Here is a 16,148-nt window from a genome sequence, read left to right as displayed (position 1 = left end):
TGAGCACACCGGTTGGCGAGTTGAGCAAACCCATGGGCAGCGGTGGCTGCCCATAAGGGCAAGGTCGTTGCGCCAGGGAGCAGCATCCACGCAAGGCGGTTTCACGCTGCGGTTGGGCATGGTGGAGTTCCCGGCAAGCCAAGGAGAGGTCCTCACCGATGCGCTACGACGACAAGGCCCGCACGTCCCCTCAGTCTCCGGCGCGGACGCCACTGAAGCCGGTGCCGTCCCGGACGCCGGCGGCGGCCGGTCCGTCCGGGGACCTGATGGCTTTGCAGCGCAGTATCGGCAATGCCGCCGTGGTGCAGTTGCTGGCTGCTCAGCGAGCCGAGGAGGAGCACCAGCACGGCGAGGGCTGCGGGCACCAGCCGGTACAGCGTTCCGCTGCCGAAGAGGTCCTGCGTTCGGCCGGCCGCCCGCTCGAATCCGCCAAGCGTACGGAGATGGAAGCCCGGCTGGGGGCCGACTTCTCCGATGTCAAGGTGCACACCGACGCCGTAGCCCAGCGTTCGACCGCCGAACTCGGCGCACGGGCCTGGACCTCGGGCAATCATGTCGTCATAGGCCAGGACGGCGGTGACGATCACACGCTGGCCCATGAACTCACGCACGTGATCCAGCAGCGCTCGGGCCCGGTCGACGGAACTGCCGGAGGCGACGGCCTCAAGGTCAGCGATCCGGGCGACCGCTTCGAGAAAGCGGCCGAGGCCAACGCCGCACGGGCCATGTCGCAACCCGCCCCCGCTGTGCAGCGGGCGACGCCGCAGGAGACAACCAGGTCGTCCGGCGTGGAGACATCCGTGCAACGGGCCCGCTACGCGACCTCGAAAACGCAGCGTGACCCGGACAGCGACAACTACGACTCGGATGACGACAACTTCGACACGTTGATCAGCCGGCTGACTCCTCCCACGGACTACTCGACCGTGGCAAGCATGGTCGCGGAGGGATCCGAGCACGGGGTCTACCTCTGGCGCGGCACCAGCCTGGCCACCGCCAACAGCATGGCGAGCAGGGGAAGCGCGGGGGGAAGGACGGCAGACCCGAGTGTCAGTGCGCCGAGCAGCGCGAGCAGCCGATCCCAGGTGGGACACGGCGGCCAGCTGCCGGAGTTCACCACGGGCACAGGGGTGGCCGAAGGCTTCAGCTTCCGGAACGCACTGGTCGTCGTCTATGTCGCCGCGAAGTATCTCTCCAAGGGCAGCTCCAGCGAGGACGGCTGGATCGCGGATCCCAAGGCGCCGCTCACTGTGGTGGACATCGTCGACCGCACCCGCCAGCAGGGTTCCGGCCGACGCGGCGCGAACGCGTCCTGAATCAGCCGACCGCCGCCTCAAAGCACCGCGAGCAACCGGCCCGCCTCCACGAAAGGGGCCGTGACCGTAGGTTCGCTGTACCAGCGCAGTGGCCAGGTGTTGCCGTCGAGCGCGGGAATCCCGATGTACGTGACGCTGCGCGTCCCCCTGCCGCCGAACTGCTGCACTCCCAGGGGCCAGTTGTGCCGGCGAACCTCCCCGGGCGCCAGCAGGAAGTACATCCACCGGAACCCCGCGGCCTCGCAGACAACAGGCCCCGCATCCCCGTCGGTCGCCTCGATGAGACGCGCGGCGACCCGTTCTCCCCGTACGCCCTCGATGCGTAGGGCGTCGAAGTGGACGCCGGTGAGGCGGAGTTGGTGACCGGACGCGGGGATCCAGTCCGGCAGGTGAATTGAGTCGGTCATGGTCACACGGTGGCGCGCACGAAGCTACGCTCGGTAGTGACTGAGGTGATACACGCAGAGGTGTATCGGTCGGAGGTGGGTGCTATGCAGGGCCAGTCCAACGCCAACTCCCTGCCACCGCCTGTGGCCTGGCGGTACAGCGGGAACCAGCTGAAGCGCTGGCGCACCAAGGCCAACGTGAGTCGGGAGGAGCTGGCCGCCGCCTCCAACTACTCGCCGGACACCATCAAGTCCATGGAGCAGGGCGTACGGATGCCGACGCCGCGCGTGCTCGACGTGGCGGATGGGCTGTGCCGGGCTGAGGGGTTGTTGAGCGCGGCCAAGGACTACTTGCAGAGGGAGAAGTTTCCGGCGCGGGCGCAGGACTTCTTGGATCGCGAGAAGGAGGCGATCAGCCGCTGGTCGTATGACGCCCTGTACATCCCCGGACTGTTGCAGACGAAGGGCTACACGCGGCTGCTGATCGAGAACCGGTATCCGCCTTTGGACGAGGAGACAGTGGAGGAGCGGATCTCCGGCCGGATGGAACGTCAGGCGATCCTCACGGAGCGAAAGCCGCCGGTGGCGTTGAACTTCGTCATTTACGAGGCCGCGCTGCGCAGTCCCCTGGTGGACGCAGAGCAGCTGCGCCACCTGCTGGAGGTGTCCCGCCTGCGGAACGTCGTGATCCAGGTGCTCCCCTTCGAGCGGGCCATTTCCGCAGCACTGTTGGGGCCCATGGTGCTGTTGGAGACCCTTGATCACGAGCGATTCGCTTACGCGGAAGGCCAGTTGGGGAGCAGGCTGTCGGCTGATCCGGAACTCGTCAGCCCTGTGACGGAGCGGCTTAGCATGATCCGCGCAGAGGCTCTCGGTCGTGCAGAGTCGGACCGTTTCATCGAACGGATGGTGGATCAGCCATGAGTGACCAGTTGACGTGGTTCAAGTCGAGCTACAGCGATGACGAAGGCGCCGACTGCGTCGAAGTGGCCTTCTCCGGCATCATCCACATCCGTGACTCGAAGAACCTCTCAGGACCCGAACTTGCCCTCCCCGCTCCCGCCTGGACGGCGTTCCTCTCCGGAGTCTCCGCAGTTCAGCCCGGAGCTTGAGGACCCTGTTGGCCAATCCCGTCAGCGGGTCGGGGCGACCCTGTCCAGCTGAGAAAGTGTGACACTTTCGCGAGAAGTGTCACACTTTTCTGGAGGGGGTGGCCCGGCCGCACCGGATTCGTCAACGGCATCCTTGAGCCCCGGGCTCCGGGCCCCGGGCTCTTTTCTTGGGTTCTGGGTTGGGTGAAATACAAACCAACCAACCAAGCCTGTACGTGAGTTGAGGTGGGTTTAACCCGAACGGGTGACATTCCATGATCGGCTTGCGCCGCAAGGTAAAGCCACTCTAGGTTCGCGGCAAACAAGCAAATAATTCGGCCCCGGTCGGTGCTACCAACACCGGCTCCGGGGCCTGACCTACGAATCGAAGAGAGTCGATCGTGGCTTACGCCCAGCCTAGCCCTGCCCTGCCGTCCCCGTCGCACCCCATGGCCAATACGGGCTACGGAAAACGCGCCACGGGTGACGAAGACCCGCACGCCGACCCGGACTTCGCACACCTGAGCCCCCGAGACGCCGAGATCGCCGTCTTCGTCGACCACCTCGACAACGGCCACGCCATGGGTCACAAGGTGATCGCGGCCGAGCATCCCCACTACGGCCAGCAGGCCTGCCGTACGTCTCTCAAGAGCCTCACCGAGGTCGGCCACCTGCGCTGGATCAAGGAACACATCACCGTCGAGGACAGGTCGATGCGGTGGGTGACGCGGACGTACTGGTCGCGTACGCCCAGGTCGGCGCGGTGGTGGGCCGAGTTCGCGCGGGAGCGCCACGGCAGGGACGTCACGCATGACTACCAGCCGGGCCTGGCGAGGACGGAGGACCCGGCTCCCGAGCCGGCGAGCGAGAGCGGCAGTGGGAGCGGGAGCGGGAGCGAGAGCGACGGGATCCCGGAGGCGGGCCCGACCTCCGAGCCCAACACCACCTCCAAGCCCAGCACCACCCCCGACCCCCGCGCCACCCCCGAGCCCAGCGCCGCGTACCGCGCACTCGTCCAACTCCGCGCCACAGACCCCCGTATGTCCCTCTCCGAAGCCGATTGCCGAGCGCTCGAACCCCTCGCCGCCGAGTGGTTGACACGAGGCGCCACCCCGGCCGACATGGCCCGCGCGCTGACCGACGGACTGCCACCCACCATCACGAACCCGGGCGGATTCGCCCGCACCCGACTGGAGAGCAAGATGCCCCCGAAGAAGGACGACGCCGCCGGGACCCGTCCGCTCCGCGCCCGTGTGACCCGCGTGCTCATGGCCTGCGCCACCTGCGACGCCGACGAGCGGACGGCGAAGATCATCAACGGCGTGTGCGAGGAGTGCCGCGCGGAGCCGGAGATGAGTGAGGAGGAGATCAAGAAGGGCTTCGAGGACATCGCCTACCTGGGAACCACGACGGCCCGCTTCCTGAAGCAGAAGCTGGAACGCCGTACGGGCGGGCCCGTGCCCGACACGTTCCGCTCCGTGCCGATCGAGGACCGCGTCCACTATCACTACCGCGACAACCGCGACCGCATCGCGAACGGCCTCCCGCCGAGGCGCTGGAACCCGTGACGGTCGAGATAGCGGCACGGAGGAGAGGGCGGAGGCCTATGAGCGTGCAGGACGTGCCGGTCGGGGCACTATGGAGTCGAGGAGGCGACGCCATGACCCCCAGGACCGAGCAGCAGCCCCAGATGTCCGTCGAGGAGTTCGAGCAGTTGGAACGCCATGCCCCCGAGACCGTGTGGCTGGAGTTCATCAATGGGAAGGTCCAGGTCAAGCCGGTGCCGGATGGCGACCACAGCGAGATCATCGCGTGGCTTCAGAGGTTGTGCATGCAGCAACGTCCCGAGCTGTGGCTGCATGGAGAGCGCGGCTTGAAAACGGAGCGATACCGCAAGGGACGTGCCCGGGCTGACGGTGTGCTCGTGCCGGAGGGCAGCCTCAAAGGCCATGGTGAGTGGTCGGAAACGGACCAAGCCCTGATGGTCGTGGAGGTCACGTCGCACGATTCCGACACGAATCAGCGCGACCGAGTCGAGAAGCCCGACGGGTACGCGGCAGCAGGTATTCCCGTCTACCTCCTCATCGACCGCGACGACCGCACAGTCACCGTGTTCACTCATCCCGAGGACGGCCGCTACCGGCAACAGGTGAACGCGCCGTTCGGCGCCCCCGTTGAGATCCCCGACCCCGTGAACATCACCCTGGACACCGACCCCCTCAAGGAGTTCGTCGACTGATCACAACCCCCACACCCCCTTCCCCACCGCCGTGACCCCACCCGCCAACGCCAACGACAACACCAGCACCCGCGCCCGCGGTTCGGGTATCCGCCCCGCGAGCCCCCGCCCGATCACCCCGCCCACCACCATCGCGGCGACGACCGCGACCCACCGCGCCCCACTCAACGACGGCACCCCGTTCGCCGCCACCGAGAACGCGTTGACGACGACGCCGTAGAACTGCGCGTTCGGCACGAACTCCCGTACCGTCCACCCCGCGTTGACCGCGTACAGGGAGATCGGCGGCCCGCCCACCCCCGCCGCCGCGTTCATGAAACCGCCCGCCGCACCCGCCGCCACCGCGCCCTTGGTGCCCCGCAGGGCCGGGACCCGGGCACCGCGCATCACCAGCAGGACGGCTGCCGTCACCAAGCCTCCCATCACCAACAACAGGACCGGCGGCGGCAGTTGGCGGGTCATCCACGCGCCCGCCGGTACCGTGCAGACCGCCGCCGCGCACAGCGGCACCATCGCGCGGGCCCGGACCTTGCGCCAGCCGCCCGCCAGACCTACGACACTGATCGCACCGGCGGCGCAGTTGGCGAGGACGACTCCCTGGGACGGGCCGAGGAGCAGGATGAGGGCCGGTACGGCGACCAGGGCGAAGCCCATGCCCGTGAGCCACTGGACGGAAGCGCCGAGGAGGACGATTCCGCCCAGGAGTATGTCGGTGGTCATGGAGCAACATCATTCAGGGGAGGGGGTACGGGCCGCTACACCCCGTTAGTTGGTCGAGCCCTGGCCGCCCCCTGTACGTCCGCTGCACGGGCCCTAACCAGCGGAAAGAGAGTCTGGAGTCATCCCAAAGAGCACCAGTACCACTGGAGTTGAGATGACCCGCAGATCCATCAGCAAGCGTGCAGCCGTCGTCACCGCCACCACCGCCCTCGCCCTCGGTACCCTCGGCACCGTCGCCGCGACCGCCGGGCCCCAGCGCGACGCCAAGCCCAGCAAGAAGCAGATAGCCGCCCTCTTCGACGGCTGGAACGCCGCGTTGCAGACCGGTGACCCGGCGAAGGTCGCGAACCGGTACGCGCCGGACGCCGTGCTCCTGCCCACCGTCTCCAACAAGATCCGCACCGACCGCGCCGAGATCATCGACTACTTCGACCACTTCCTGCCGAACAAGCCGGTCGGCAAGAAGGTCGAGACGATTGTCAACGTGCTGGACAGCAACTCCGCGATGGACACCGGCATTTACGAGTTCACGCTCACCGACCCGGACACCGGCGCCAAGCGGGTCGTCGAGGCCCGTTACACCTACGAGTACGAGAAGCGCGGCGGCAAGTGGCTGATCGTCAACCACCACTCCTCGGTGATGCCCGAAGGGTGATGACCACCGACAGTCCGTTCCCCGGTGCGTCCCGTAGGGTCACCGTTCCGCCGTCGTCCGTCACCAACTGCCGTACGACGGACAGGCCCAGGCCCGAACCGGAGCGCCCGGTGAGGCCCTGGCCGCGCCAGAAGCGGTCGAAGGCACGGGACTTGTCCGCGTCGGACATGCCGGGGCCCTCGTCCGTCACCGTCAACTCGACCTCGTCGCCCCGGAGTTCCGACCGTACGGTGATCGTCGCGCCGTCCGGCGACACCTCCAGGGCGTTCGACAGCACGTTGTCCAGGACCTGTTCGAGATGACCGGGGCTGGCCAGCACCAACGGACGGCCGTCGACGACACTTCCGCCGAGCGCGATGTGGACTCCGCGCTCGTCGGCGGCCGGTCTCCACACCGAGAGGCGTTCGGCGACGATCTCCCGAAGCGGGAGAGGTTCCGCCGCTGTTACCTTCGCCTCGGCCCGCGCCAGTACCAGCAGGCCGTTGACCAGGCGGCTCATCCGGACCACCTCCGCCGTCGCCTGTTCCACGTCCTCCCGTACGAACTCGTCGTCCACGCCGTCCGCGATGTTGTCCAGCGAGAGTCTCAACGCCGTTAGCGGGGTGCGGAGTTGGTGGGAGGCGTCGGCCACGAAGATGCGCTGCGAGGCGATCAGGGTGTCGAGGCGTTCGGCACCCTGGTTCAACGTCCTGGCCAGCGTCTGCGTCTCGTGCGGGCCCGTCACGGGGGAGCGGGCCGTCAGGTCGCCGTCGCTGAACTTGCTCGCCATGTCGTTGAGTTGGCGGAGGGGACGAGTCAGGCGGCGGGCCACGATCGCGCCCAGGCCGGCTGCCACCGCCAGGACCCCTACCGCGAGGATCGCGCGGAAACCCCAGATCTGCACCAGGCGCCGGGTCAGGTCGGAGGTCGGGTACGTGATGCGTACGGCGCCGACCGTGCGACCGTCGCGCCGCGCCGGTGCCGTCACCTCCAACTCCCCGTCGCCCCAGTGCGTCGCGGTCTTCGCCCGGGAGGCGGGCAGGACCTCGGCCGTACCGGGGGTCTCCTGCGCGTACGCCACGACCATGCGGTCAAGGGCGGCGCGTGAGGCGGCGTCGCCGCTCAGCAGGAGGGCCATGGTCTTCGCCTCGCGTTCCACCGACTGCTCGGTGTCACCGCGGAGTTGGGCGGTCAGCGTGAAGGCGACGGGCACGGTGAAGGCCGTCAGCGCCACGGCCACGAGCAGGACGTAGCTGACGATGAGCTGCCGGATCATGACGGCGACGTTCCCTCGGCGGTCGTAGCCTCCGTGATCTCCAGGCGGAAGCCGACCCCCCGTACCGCCTCGATCGTGATCGCGCCCGCCAACTTCCGCCGTAGCGCCGCCACATGGACGTCGAGCGTCTTCGTCGGGCCGAACCAGTTCGCGTCCCAGACCGCTTCCATGATCTGTTCGCGTGACATCAGCGCGCCGGGCTCCTCGGTGAGGAACGACAGCAGGTCGTACTCCTTGGGGGCGAGCGGGATCTCCTCGCCGTCGAGGCGGACGCGGGCCGCCTTGCGGTCGATGGTGAGGCGGGTGCCGTAGGAGTCGGGGCCGGAGGCCTCCAGAGCCGCCCGGGGCTGGGCGCGGCGCATCACCGCCCTTATGCGGGCGATGACCTCGCGGACCCCGAACGGTTTCGAGACGTAGTCGTCCGCGCCCAGCTCCAGGCCGACCACCCGGTCCGTCTCGTCGCTGCGCGCGCTGATCACGATGATCGGGACGTCGCCGCGGGCGCGCAGCGCCTTGCACACGTCGAGGCCGTCGGTGTCGGGCAGGCCGAGATCGAGCAGGACGACGTCGTAGGGGGCGGAGTGGGCCAGGGCGGCGGCGCCCGTGGTGACCCAGTCGACCTCGAAGCCGTAGCGGATCAGTCCGCGTCGCAGGGACTCGGCGACCGGCTCATCGTCTTCCACCAGGAGTACGCGCACACGGCGCACCTTAATGCTTGAAACTTAATTCACAGCTCTCACTTGTGACGCTCGGCACTTTTCCCGCACCCCTTAAGTGGGCATGCGCTGACCTGGGCGTCCGAAGCTTCCGAATCTCACCATGCGATACCGCGGAAGCGAATTTCGGGTGCTCGTTAAACTGAGCCGACACACCAGGACTGAGCGAGGAGCGCACGTGGGCCTTGTCGTGCAGAAGTACGGAGGCTCCTCCGTAGCCGATGCCGAGGGCATCAAGCGCGTCGCCAAGCGAATCGTAGAAGCGAAGAAGAACGGCCACCAAGTGGTCGTCGTCGTTTCCGCGATGGGCGACACGACGGACGAGCTGATCGATCTCGCCGAGCAGGTATCTCCGATGCCCGCCGGGCGTGAGTTCGACATGCTGCTGACCGCCGGAGAGCGGATCTCCATGGCGCTGCTGGCCATGGCGATCAAAAACCTGGGGCACGAAGCCCAGTCGTTCACCGGTAGCCAGGCAGGCGTCATCACCGACTCGGTCCACAACAAAGCGCGGATCATCGACGTCACGCCCGGTCGGATCCGCACGGCGTTGGACGAGGGCAACATCGCCATCGTCGCCGGGTTCCAGGGTGTGAGCCAGGACAAGAAGGACATCACCACGCTGGGGCGGGGCGGCAGCGACACCACCGCCGTCGCCCTCGCCGCCGCGCTGGACGCCGAGGTGTGCGAGATCTACACGGACGTCGACGGTGTGTTCACCGCCGACCCGCGCGTGGTGCCGAAGGCGCGGAAGATCGACTGGATCGTCTTCGAGGACATGCTGGAGCTCGCCGCCTCCGGCTCCAAGGTGCTGCTCCACCGCTGTGTGGAGTACGCCCGCCGATACAACATCCCGATCCATGTGCGGTCCAGCTTCAGCGGACTTCAGGGCACCTGGGTCAGCAGTGAACCGATTGGGGACCAGAAGGTGGAGCAGGCCATCATCTCCGGTGTCGCGCACGACACCTCCGAGGCCAAGATCACGGTCGTCGGCGTGCCCGACAAGCCGGGCGAGGCCGCGGTGATCTTCCGGACGATCTCCGACGCGCAGGTCAACATCGACATGATCGTGCAGAACGTGTCGGCCGCCTCGACGGGCCTCACGGACATCTCCTTCACCCTCCCCAAGGCGGAGGGCCGCAAGGCCATCGACGCCCTGGAGAAGAACAAGGGCGGCATCGGCTTCGAGTCGCTGCGCTACGACGACCAGATCGGGAAGATCTCGCTGGTGGGCGCCGGGATGAAGACGAACCCGGGCGTCACCGCCGACTTCTTCACCGCCCTGTCCGACGCGGGCGTCAACATCGAGCTGATCTCGACCTCCGAGATCCGCATCTCGGTCGTCACCCGCGCCGACGACGTCAACGAGGCCGTCCGCGCCGTGCACACGGCGTTCGGCCTCGACTCCGACAGCGACGAAGCCGTCGTCTACGGAGGCACCGGCCGCTGATGGCCACCACCGGAGCGACCGTGCGTCCGACGCTCGCCGTGGTCGGCGCGACCGGGGCCGTCGGCACGGTCATGCTCCAGATCCTGTCCCAGCATGCGGACATCTGGGGCGAGATCCGCCTGATCGCCTCCCCGCGCTCGGCCGGCCGCAAGCTGGCCGTGCGCGGGGAGCAGGTCGAGGTGGTGGCCCTGACGGAGGAGGCCTTCGACGGGGTCGACGTCGCCATGTTCGACGTCCCCGACGAGGTCTCCGCCCAGTGGGCGCCGATCGCCGCCGCCAAGGGCGTGGTCGTCGTCGACAACTCGGGCGCCTTCCGGATGGACCCGGAGGTGCCCCTGGTGGTCCCCGAGGTCAACCCGCACAAGGTGCGGCACCGCCCGCGCGGGATCATCGCCAACCCGAACTGCACGACCCTGTCGATGATCGTCGCCGTGGGCGCGCTGCACGCCGAGTTCGGGCTGCGCGAGCTGGTGGTGTCGTCGTACCAGGCGGTGAGCGGGGCCGGGCGGGCCGGGGTGGAGACCCTGCGCCAGCAGCTGTCCCTCGTGGCCGGTACGGACCTGGGCACCAAGCCCGGTGACGTACGGCGGGCCGTGGGCGACAACACCGGGCCGTTCCCGGAGCCGGTCGCGCTGAACGTCGTACCGTGGGCCGGTTCCTTGCGTGAGGACGGCTGGTCCTCGGAGGAGATGAAGGTGCGGGACGAGTCCCGCAAGATCCTCGGGCTGCCCAAGCTGCCGGTCGCGGTGACCTGCGTGCGCGTCCCGGTGGTCACCACGCACTCCCTCACCGTGCACGCCCGGTTCCAGGGCGAGGTCACTGTGGACGGGGCGCGCGAGATTCTCGCTACGGCGCCTGGTGTCGTCCTCTTCGACAATCCGGCCGCCGGGGAGTTCCCCACGCCCGCCGACGTGGTGGGCACCGACCCGACCTGGGTGGGGCGGCTGCGGCGGGCGCTGGACGACCCGACCGCGCTCGAACTCTTCGTCTGCGGGGACAATTTGCGCAAGGGAGCGGCCCTCAATACCGCCCAGATCGCCGAGCTGGTGGCGCGCGAACTGGCCTGAGCGCGGGCCCAACTCCCCCTGCCCCGCCGTAAATCCGCTGGCCAGTGCCGCCCGGGTTTGTAGGATCAGTGTGCGCGATGTGGCCGGATTAATGGTTGGGAACCCTTGAATCCAGCCACCTCCGCATCCGAAGATTTCACTCCCCGCTTCCCGCAACCGCGCGGCGAGCGGGGAGCGTCTTTGCGAACGCCCTTCAGGTGGGCGCGTGGTGATGCGGTCCGGGACGTGGGGACGTCCCGGACATTTCGTGACACAGGGGAAGAGCGGGTAGGCATGAGGGTGTTCGACGCACTGCCGGTTGTGCTGCCTGACACCAGACGGGTGGGTGATGACGCCGGGCAGGTGGGCGGTGACGGCAGACAGGTGTGTGGACTGTCTGTTTCGTCTGACGTAAATGTGACGGCCGACGCGTACAACCCCCAAGGGGGGAAGTGTGTCCAACTGGCGTGGCTCAGGTACTCGACTTCTCCCCCACTCTCGGCTCCGCTCGAGCGGGGGGACCCCCACCGGCACGCGGAACGGCCCTCCGGCCTCCGCGTGGATCCCGTGCGCCCGGCGGCATGCCGGTGATCGCGCCGATGCCCGCAGCGCGGCCCGCCCGCATCCCGAACCAGCGCGACGGTGTCGACGACGCCGTCGCGGCCGGAACGACGGTCGACCATCTCACCGAGACCTACCGGGCGCACTACCGCTCGCTGCTCGGCCTGGCCGCACTCCTCCTCGACGACACCGCCTCCTGCGAGGACGTCGTCCAGGAGGCGTTCATCCGGGTCCACTCGGCGCGCAAACGTGTCCGTGACCCCGAGAAGACCCTGGCCTATCTGCGCCAGACGGTCGTCAACCTCTCCCGCTCGGCCCTGCGCCGGCGCATCCTCGGCCTCAAGCTCCTCTCGAAGCCGATGCCGGACATGGCCAGCGCGGAAGAGGGCGCCTACGACCTGCTGGAGCGCGACTCTCTCATCAAGGCCATGAAGGGACTCCAGCGCCGCCAGCGCGAGGTCCTGGTGCTGCGCTACTTCGCGGACATGACCGAGGCGCAGGTCGCCGAGTCGCTCGGCATATCGCTGGGCTCGGTGAAGGCCTACGGCTCGCGCGGGATCGCCGCCCTCCGGATCGCCATGGAGGCCACGGCATGAGCGACAAGGCCGACGGAAACGGCACGGCCGAGGGAAACGGTTCGCGTGAGCGGCGCGAGCCGGACATCCGGCGCGGCCCGACCTGGGCGCGCAAGGAACCGCCGAACGAAACACATGCTGGGAACGGAACTGTGAACCACGGCCCCGACGAACAGAGCCCCACCGGGCCGAGCCTCGACGGGCAACACCCCGGAGGGGACAACCCCGAGAACCCCGGGGACACCCCTGAGAACTTCGGGAACTTCGGCGGGGACACCCCTGACAGGGACAGCCCCGAAGGCTTCGACCCCGACGAGTTGGCGCTACGGCGGCTGCTGCACCAGGCGGTCCAGGAGGTCGAGCCGCGCGACGGCACGCTGGACCATCTGCGCAAGGCGGTACCGGTCCGCCGGGCCCGCAAGCGCCAGGCCCTGGTCGGCATGGCGGCCACGGTGCTCTTCTTCGGCACCGCGATCCCGGCCCTCGTGCACGTCTCGAACTCCACCGGCTCGGACGCCGATCCGTCCATCATGGGCAGCAGCTCACAGGCGCAGGGCGGCACCAGCCAGGGCAAGGGCCCGGACGGCGGCTCCAGCACCTCGGGCGGCACCTCGGGGCGGGCCTCGCAGAACCCGGGCGGCCACAAGAACGACGGCACGGGCAAGACCCCCGGCCGCGGCACCGTGAGCGCGAACCCCTCGGCCAGCGCCGGGACGTCCGCGCCCGTCTGCACGGCCGACCAGCTCGGCGCCTCCAACTCGACGGTGGACGCCGCCGACTCGGCCGGCATCGTCTACGGCACGTTCAGCGTCACCAACACCTCCGGCATCAGCTGTACCGTCGGCGGCCCCGGCACCGTGGGCACCTCCGCCATAGGTGCGGCCGACTCCAGCAAGATCGGCGTGGCGCAGCACAGCTCCGGGGACGCGGCGACCGGCCTGCCCGACCCGTCGACGGAGGTCTCCCAGTTGGTGCTCCAGGCGGGCGCCTCCTATGTGGTCAAGTTCGCCTGGGTGCCCTCCGAGACCTGCCCCACCACCGGCACCAGCACGGGCGGCACCACCACCGGCGGTTCGACGGCCAGCCCGTCACCCAGCGAGGACACCAGCACCAGCAGCGGGTCCACGAGCGGCGACACCGGGACGTCCACCCAGCTCGTGGAGGACGGCACGCTCGACGGCAGCGTCCAGGTCACGCACACGGCGGAGGCGGGCTCCCCGACGGTCACGGCCACGGTGCCGAACGCGTGCGCGGGCACGGTCTACCGGACGGGTCTGCTGGCGGGGTCGTAGACCGGACCGCGGGTCTGTAAGTCAGTCAGCCGGGTCGGGGGACCCGGCTGTGTCTGTGTCCGGCCACGTCAGACGGTGGCGTGGGCCGCTTCCTCGTTCTCGTCCTCAGGGACGAGGCCCAGCTCCGCATCGCGCGCGAACTCCACCTCGCGGCGCAGCAGCCGGAACCACATGAAGACGACGAAGCCCGCGAAGACGAACCACTCGCCGGTGTAGCCGAGGTTCTGGAACGCCTTCAGGTCGAGGCCGGTGTTCGCGGGCGCGGTCGCCGGTACGGCCCTCATCCCCGAGTCGCCCTTGTCGAGCGTGATCCACGCGTCGTACAGGTGGTACGGGACGAGGTTCACCAGTGAGGCCGCGCTGATCGCGGCGGTCTGACCGGACGGCAGGCCGCCCTGGGCGCTGACGCCGTTGTCGCCTGGGGTCTCGGACGCTTGCAGCGAGCCGGTGACGGTGACCTCGCCGGTCGGCGCGGCCGGCGCTCTGGCCGCATCGGGCTTGCCGGGGATCCAGCCGCGGACGACGGGGAGGGCCTTGCCGCCGTCGGTGCGCAGCAGGGTCAGGACGTAGAAGCCGTTCTTCCCGTCCAACTGGCGGTCGGGGACGAGGAGTTGCCTGCCGTAGTGGCCGGTCGTGGTGGCCCTGCGGCCCGAGGTGTTCTGGTCGACCGGGAGCAGTGAGGCGAGGGGGCGGGCCGCTTCCGTGCGGTCGGTCTCGACCTGGCGGGTGGCCTGGTGGCTGCTGTCCACGCGCGCCTGGAACCGGCTCAGCTGCCACGACCCCATGAAAATGCAGAAGGGGATGGCGAGCAGTACGAAGACGTTGATGCCCCACCAGCGCGATGTCAGCAGAAACCGGTACACGCCGTCCACGGTACGGGGCTGTCGTGAGGCCGTTGGCCCGGGGGTCGGCCCGAGGGTTCACCAGGCGTCGGCAATGCTCCGGCCGGGTCTTGGTCGAAGTTATCCACAGGCTGAGGATCCGGTCAGTGCAATGTCTGTGTGGGCGGGCAGTATGGGGCCATGACTGAGAGCAACGGGTCCGAGAACACACCGGACTGGGAGAAGCGCTTCCGGGCGCCCCGCGTGTCCCTGCCCGACTGGGCGGAGGACGCACCCGACCGTTCCCTGTTCGTGTCGAACGCGACAGGGACGTATGAGCTGTACGCCTGGGACCGGGCGACGGGCGAGCAACGCCAGGTCACCGACCGGCCGAACGGCACGACGGACGGTGTGCTCTCCCCGGACGGGGAGTGGATCTGGTGGTTCGACGACAAGGACGGCGACGAGTTCGGCGTCTGGCGCCGCCAGCCCTTCAAGGGAGGCCCGGACGAACCCGCCGTCCCCGGCCTCGAACCGTCCTACCCGGCCGGGGTCGCCCTCGCCCGCGACGGCAGGACCGCCGTGGTCGGCCGCTCGACGGACGAGGACGGTACGACGATCCACCTCGCCCGCACCGGTGACGAGACCACGCTGATCTACCGGCACCGTGAGTCGGCGGGCGTCGGCGACCTCTCGCACGACGGTTCGCTGATCGCGATCGAGCACACCGAGCACGGCGACGCGATGCACTCGGCGCTGCGCGTCCTGCGCCCGGACGGCACGGCGGTCGCCGATCTGGACGACACCAAGGGCGGCACCGAGGAGCTGGGCCTTGAGGTCCTCGGCTTCGCACCGGTCGACGGAGACACGCGTCTCCTCATCGGCCATCAGCGGCGCGGCCGTTGGGAGCCCCTGGTGTGGGACGTGGTGAAGGGCGGCGAGACGGACCTGTCCCTGGACCTGCCCGGCGACGTGAGCGCCGAGTGGTACCCGGACGGCTCGGCCCTCCTCATCGCGCACAGCTTCGAGGCCCGCAGCGAGGTCTTCCGCTACGACCTCGCCTCGGGCGGACTGGAGAAGGTGCCGACACCGCCCGGTTCGGTCTCGGGCGCCACGGCCCGACCCGACGGCAGCGTCGAATACCTCTGGTCGTCGGCCGCCGAACCGTCCGCCGTGCGCTCGACGACGGGCGAGGTCGTCCTGGACCCGCCCGGCCTGAAGTCCCCCGGCTCGGTCGCGGTGGAGGACGTGTGGGTGGAGGGCCCCGGCGGCCGCATCCACGCCCTGGTCCAGAAGCCGGCGGGTACCACCGGCCCCCTCCCCACGGTCTTCGACATCCACGGCGGCCCGACCTGGCACGACAGCGACTCGTTCTCGGCGGGCCCGGCGGCCTGGGTCGACCACGGGTACGCGGTCGTCCGGGTCAACTACCGCGGCTCGACCGGCTACGGCCGCGCGTGGACCGACGCCCTGAAGTACCGCGTCGGCCTCATCGAGCTGGAGGACATCGCGGCGGTCCGGGAGTGGGCGATCGGCTCCGGCCTCGCCGACCCCGACCGCCTGATCCTCACCGGCGGCTCCTGGGGCGGCTACCTCACCCTCCTCGGCATCGGCACCCAGCCCGACGCGTGGACCCTGGGCATCGCGGCGGTCCCGGTCGCCGACTACGTCACGGCCTACCACGACGAGATGGAAGCCCTGAAGGCCATGGACCGCACCCTCCTGGGCGGAACCCCCGAAGAGGTCCCGGCCCGCTTCGAGGCATCCTCCCCGCTGACCTACGTCGACAAGGTCACGGCCCCGGTCTACATCTCCGCCGGCGTCAACGACCCCCGCTGCCCGATCCGCCAGATCGACAACTACGTGAAGCGGCTTGAGTCGCGGGGTGCGGTGCACGAGGTGTACCGGTACGACGCGGGGCACGGGTCGCTGGTGGTGGACGAGCGGATCAAGCAGGTGAAGCTGGAACTGGACTTCGCGGAGCGGCACTTGGGGAAGTAGGCAGCGTTTCCCGACGGGTTGATC

General features: G+C 69.0%; 16 protein-coding genes. 11 read left to right on the top strand and 5 right to left on the bottom strand.

Features of this window, described 5'->3' with window-relative positions; all coding sequences use genetic code 11:
- Positions 1–158 precede the first annotated feature (158 nt).
- The gene (locus OG194_RS21515) at positions 159–1,316 is read left to right on the top strand and encodes an eCIS core domain-containing protein (RefSeq protein ID WP_327402449.1); all 1,158 of its coding nucleotides are present in this window, start codon (positions 159–161) and stop codon (positions 1,314–1,316) included.
- A gap of 17 nt (positions 1,317–1,333) precedes the next feature.
- On the opposite strand, the gene OG194_RS21510 is transcribed toward OG194_RS21515, so the two are convergent.
- Entirely contained in the window at positions 1,334–1,729 is a 396-nt protein-coding gene (locus tag OG194_RS21510) for a hypothetical protein (protein WP_327402448.1), read from the bottom strand.
- Between the two features lie 78 nt (positions 1,730–1,807).
- Between OG194_RS21510 and OG194_RS21505 the strand changes: the two genes are divergently transcribed.
- From OG194_RS21505 to OG194_RS21490, 4 genes are all read left to right on the top strand, one after another.
- Positions 1,808–2,626, top strand: coding sequence for a helix-turn-helix domain-containing protein (locus tag OG194_RS21505; protein ID WP_327402447.1), 819 nt, complete (start codon positions 1,808–1,810; stop codon positions 2,624–2,626).
- A complete protein-coding gene (locus OG194_RS21500) occupies positions 2,623–2,814 on the top strand; it encodes a DUF397 domain-containing protein (protein WP_327402446.1) in 192 nt (63 codons plus the stop codon). The genes OG194_RS21505 and OG194_RS21500 overlap by 4 nt, the downstream gene beginning before the upstream one ends.
- A 428-nt stretch (positions 2,815–3,242) precedes the next feature.
- Complete coding sequence (locus tag OG194_RS21495; protein WP_327402445.1) at positions 3,243–4,361, top strand: hypothetical protein; 1,119 nt, start codon at positions 3,243–3,245, stop codon at positions 4,359–4,361.
- Positions 4,362–4,453: 92 nt separating this feature from the next.
- Positions 4,454–5,032: a Uma2 family endonuclease gene (locus OG194_RS21490; protein ID WP_327407154.1), complete on the top strand. Its 579-nt coding sequence runs from the start codon at positions 4,454–4,456 to the stop codon at positions 5,030–5,032.
- Here OG194_RS21490 and OG194_RS21485 read toward each other — a convergent pair whose 3' ends face one another.
- Positions 5,033–5,752: a sulfite exporter TauE/SafE family protein gene (locus OG194_RS21485; RefSeq protein ID WP_327402444.1), complete on the bottom strand. Its 720-nt coding sequence runs from the start codon at positions 5,750–5,752 to the stop codon at positions 5,033–5,035.
- 154 nt (positions 5,753–5,906) lie between these two features.
- Here OG194_RS21485 and OG194_RS21480 point away from each other — a divergent pair, with 154 nt between their 5' ends.
- The gene (locus OG194_RS21480) at positions 5,907–6,407 is read left to right on the top strand and encodes an SgcJ/EcaC family oxidoreductase (protein WP_327402443.1); all 501 of its coding nucleotides are present in this window, start codon (positions 5,907–5,909) and stop codon (positions 6,405–6,407) included.
- On the opposite strand, the gene OG194_RS21475 is transcribed toward OG194_RS21480, so the two are convergent.
- Together OG194_RS21475 and OG194_RS21470 are read right to left on the bottom strand one after the other, a co-directional pair.
- The gene (locus OG194_RS21475; protein WP_327402442.1) at positions 6,373–7,662 is read right to left on the bottom strand and encodes a HAMP domain-containing sensor histidine kinase; all 1,290 of its coding nucleotides are present in this window, start codon (positions 7,660–7,662) and stop codon (positions 6,373–6,375) included. The genes OG194_RS21480 and OG194_RS21475 overlap by 35 nt on opposite strands.
- Complete coding sequence (locus OG194_RS21470) at positions 7,659–8,360, bottom strand: response regulator transcription factor (RefSeq protein WP_327402441.1); 702 nt, start codon at positions 8,358–8,360, stop codon at positions 7,659–7,661. The genes OG194_RS21475 and OG194_RS21470 overlap by 4 nt, the downstream gene beginning before the upstream one ends.
- Positions 8,361–8,556: 196 nt before the next feature.
- Between OG194_RS21470 and OG194_RS21465 the strand changes: the two genes are divergently transcribed.
- From OG194_RS21465 to OG194_RS21450, 4 genes are all read left to right on the top strand, one after another.
- Positions 8,557–9,828, top strand: coding sequence for an aspartate kinase (locus OG194_RS21465; protein WP_266860030.1), 1,272 nt, complete (start codon positions 8,557–8,559; stop codon positions 9,826–9,828).
- The gene (locus OG194_RS21460; RefSeq protein ID WP_327402440.1) at positions 9,828–10,895 is read left to right on the top strand and encodes an aspartate-semialdehyde dehydrogenase; all 1,068 of its coding nucleotides are present in this window, start codon (positions 9,828–9,830) and stop codon (positions 10,893–10,895) included. The genes OG194_RS21465 and OG194_RS21460 overlap by 1 nt, the downstream gene beginning before the upstream one ends.
- Positions 10,896–11,455: 560 nt before the next feature.
- On the top strand, positions 11,456–12,031 hold the full coding sequence (locus tag OG194_RS21455; RefSeq protein ID WP_019063113.1) for a SigE family RNA polymerase sigma factor: 576 nt from the start codon (positions 11,456–11,458) through the stop codon (positions 12,029–12,031).
- Positions 12,028–13,302 (top strand): hypothetical protein, encoded by a 1,275-nt coding sequence (locus tag OG194_RS21450; RefSeq protein WP_327402439.1) that lies wholly within the window; start codon positions 12,028–12,030, stop codon positions 13,300–13,302. The genes OG194_RS21455 and OG194_RS21450 overlap by 4 nt, the downstream gene beginning before the upstream one ends.
- A gap of 68 nt (positions 13,303–13,370) precedes the next feature.
- Here the strand turns inward: OG194_RS21450 and OG194_RS21445 are convergent, their stop codons facing one another.
- Entirely contained in the window at positions 13,371–14,165 is a 795-nt protein-coding gene (locus OG194_RS21445; protein WP_327402438.1) for an SURF1 family protein, read from the bottom strand.
- A 159-nt stretch (positions 14,166–14,324) separates the two neighbouring features.
- Here OG194_RS21445 and OG194_RS21440 point away from each other — a divergent pair, with 159 nt between their 5' ends.
- Positions 14,325–16,124, top strand: a complete 1,800-nt coding sequence (locus tag OG194_RS21440; RefSeq protein ID WP_327402437.1) for a S9 family peptidase — start codon at positions 14,325–14,327, stop codon at positions 16,122–16,124.
- Positions 16,125–16,148: the final 24 nt, after the last annotated feature.

This window comes from Streptomyces sp. NBC_01288, assembly GCF_035982055.1.
In the GTDB taxonomy this organism is placed as follows: Bacteria; Actinomycetota; Actinomycetes; order Streptomycetales; family Streptomycetaceae; genus Streptomyces.
This window is presented reverse-complemented; position numbering and strand designations above follow the sequence as displayed.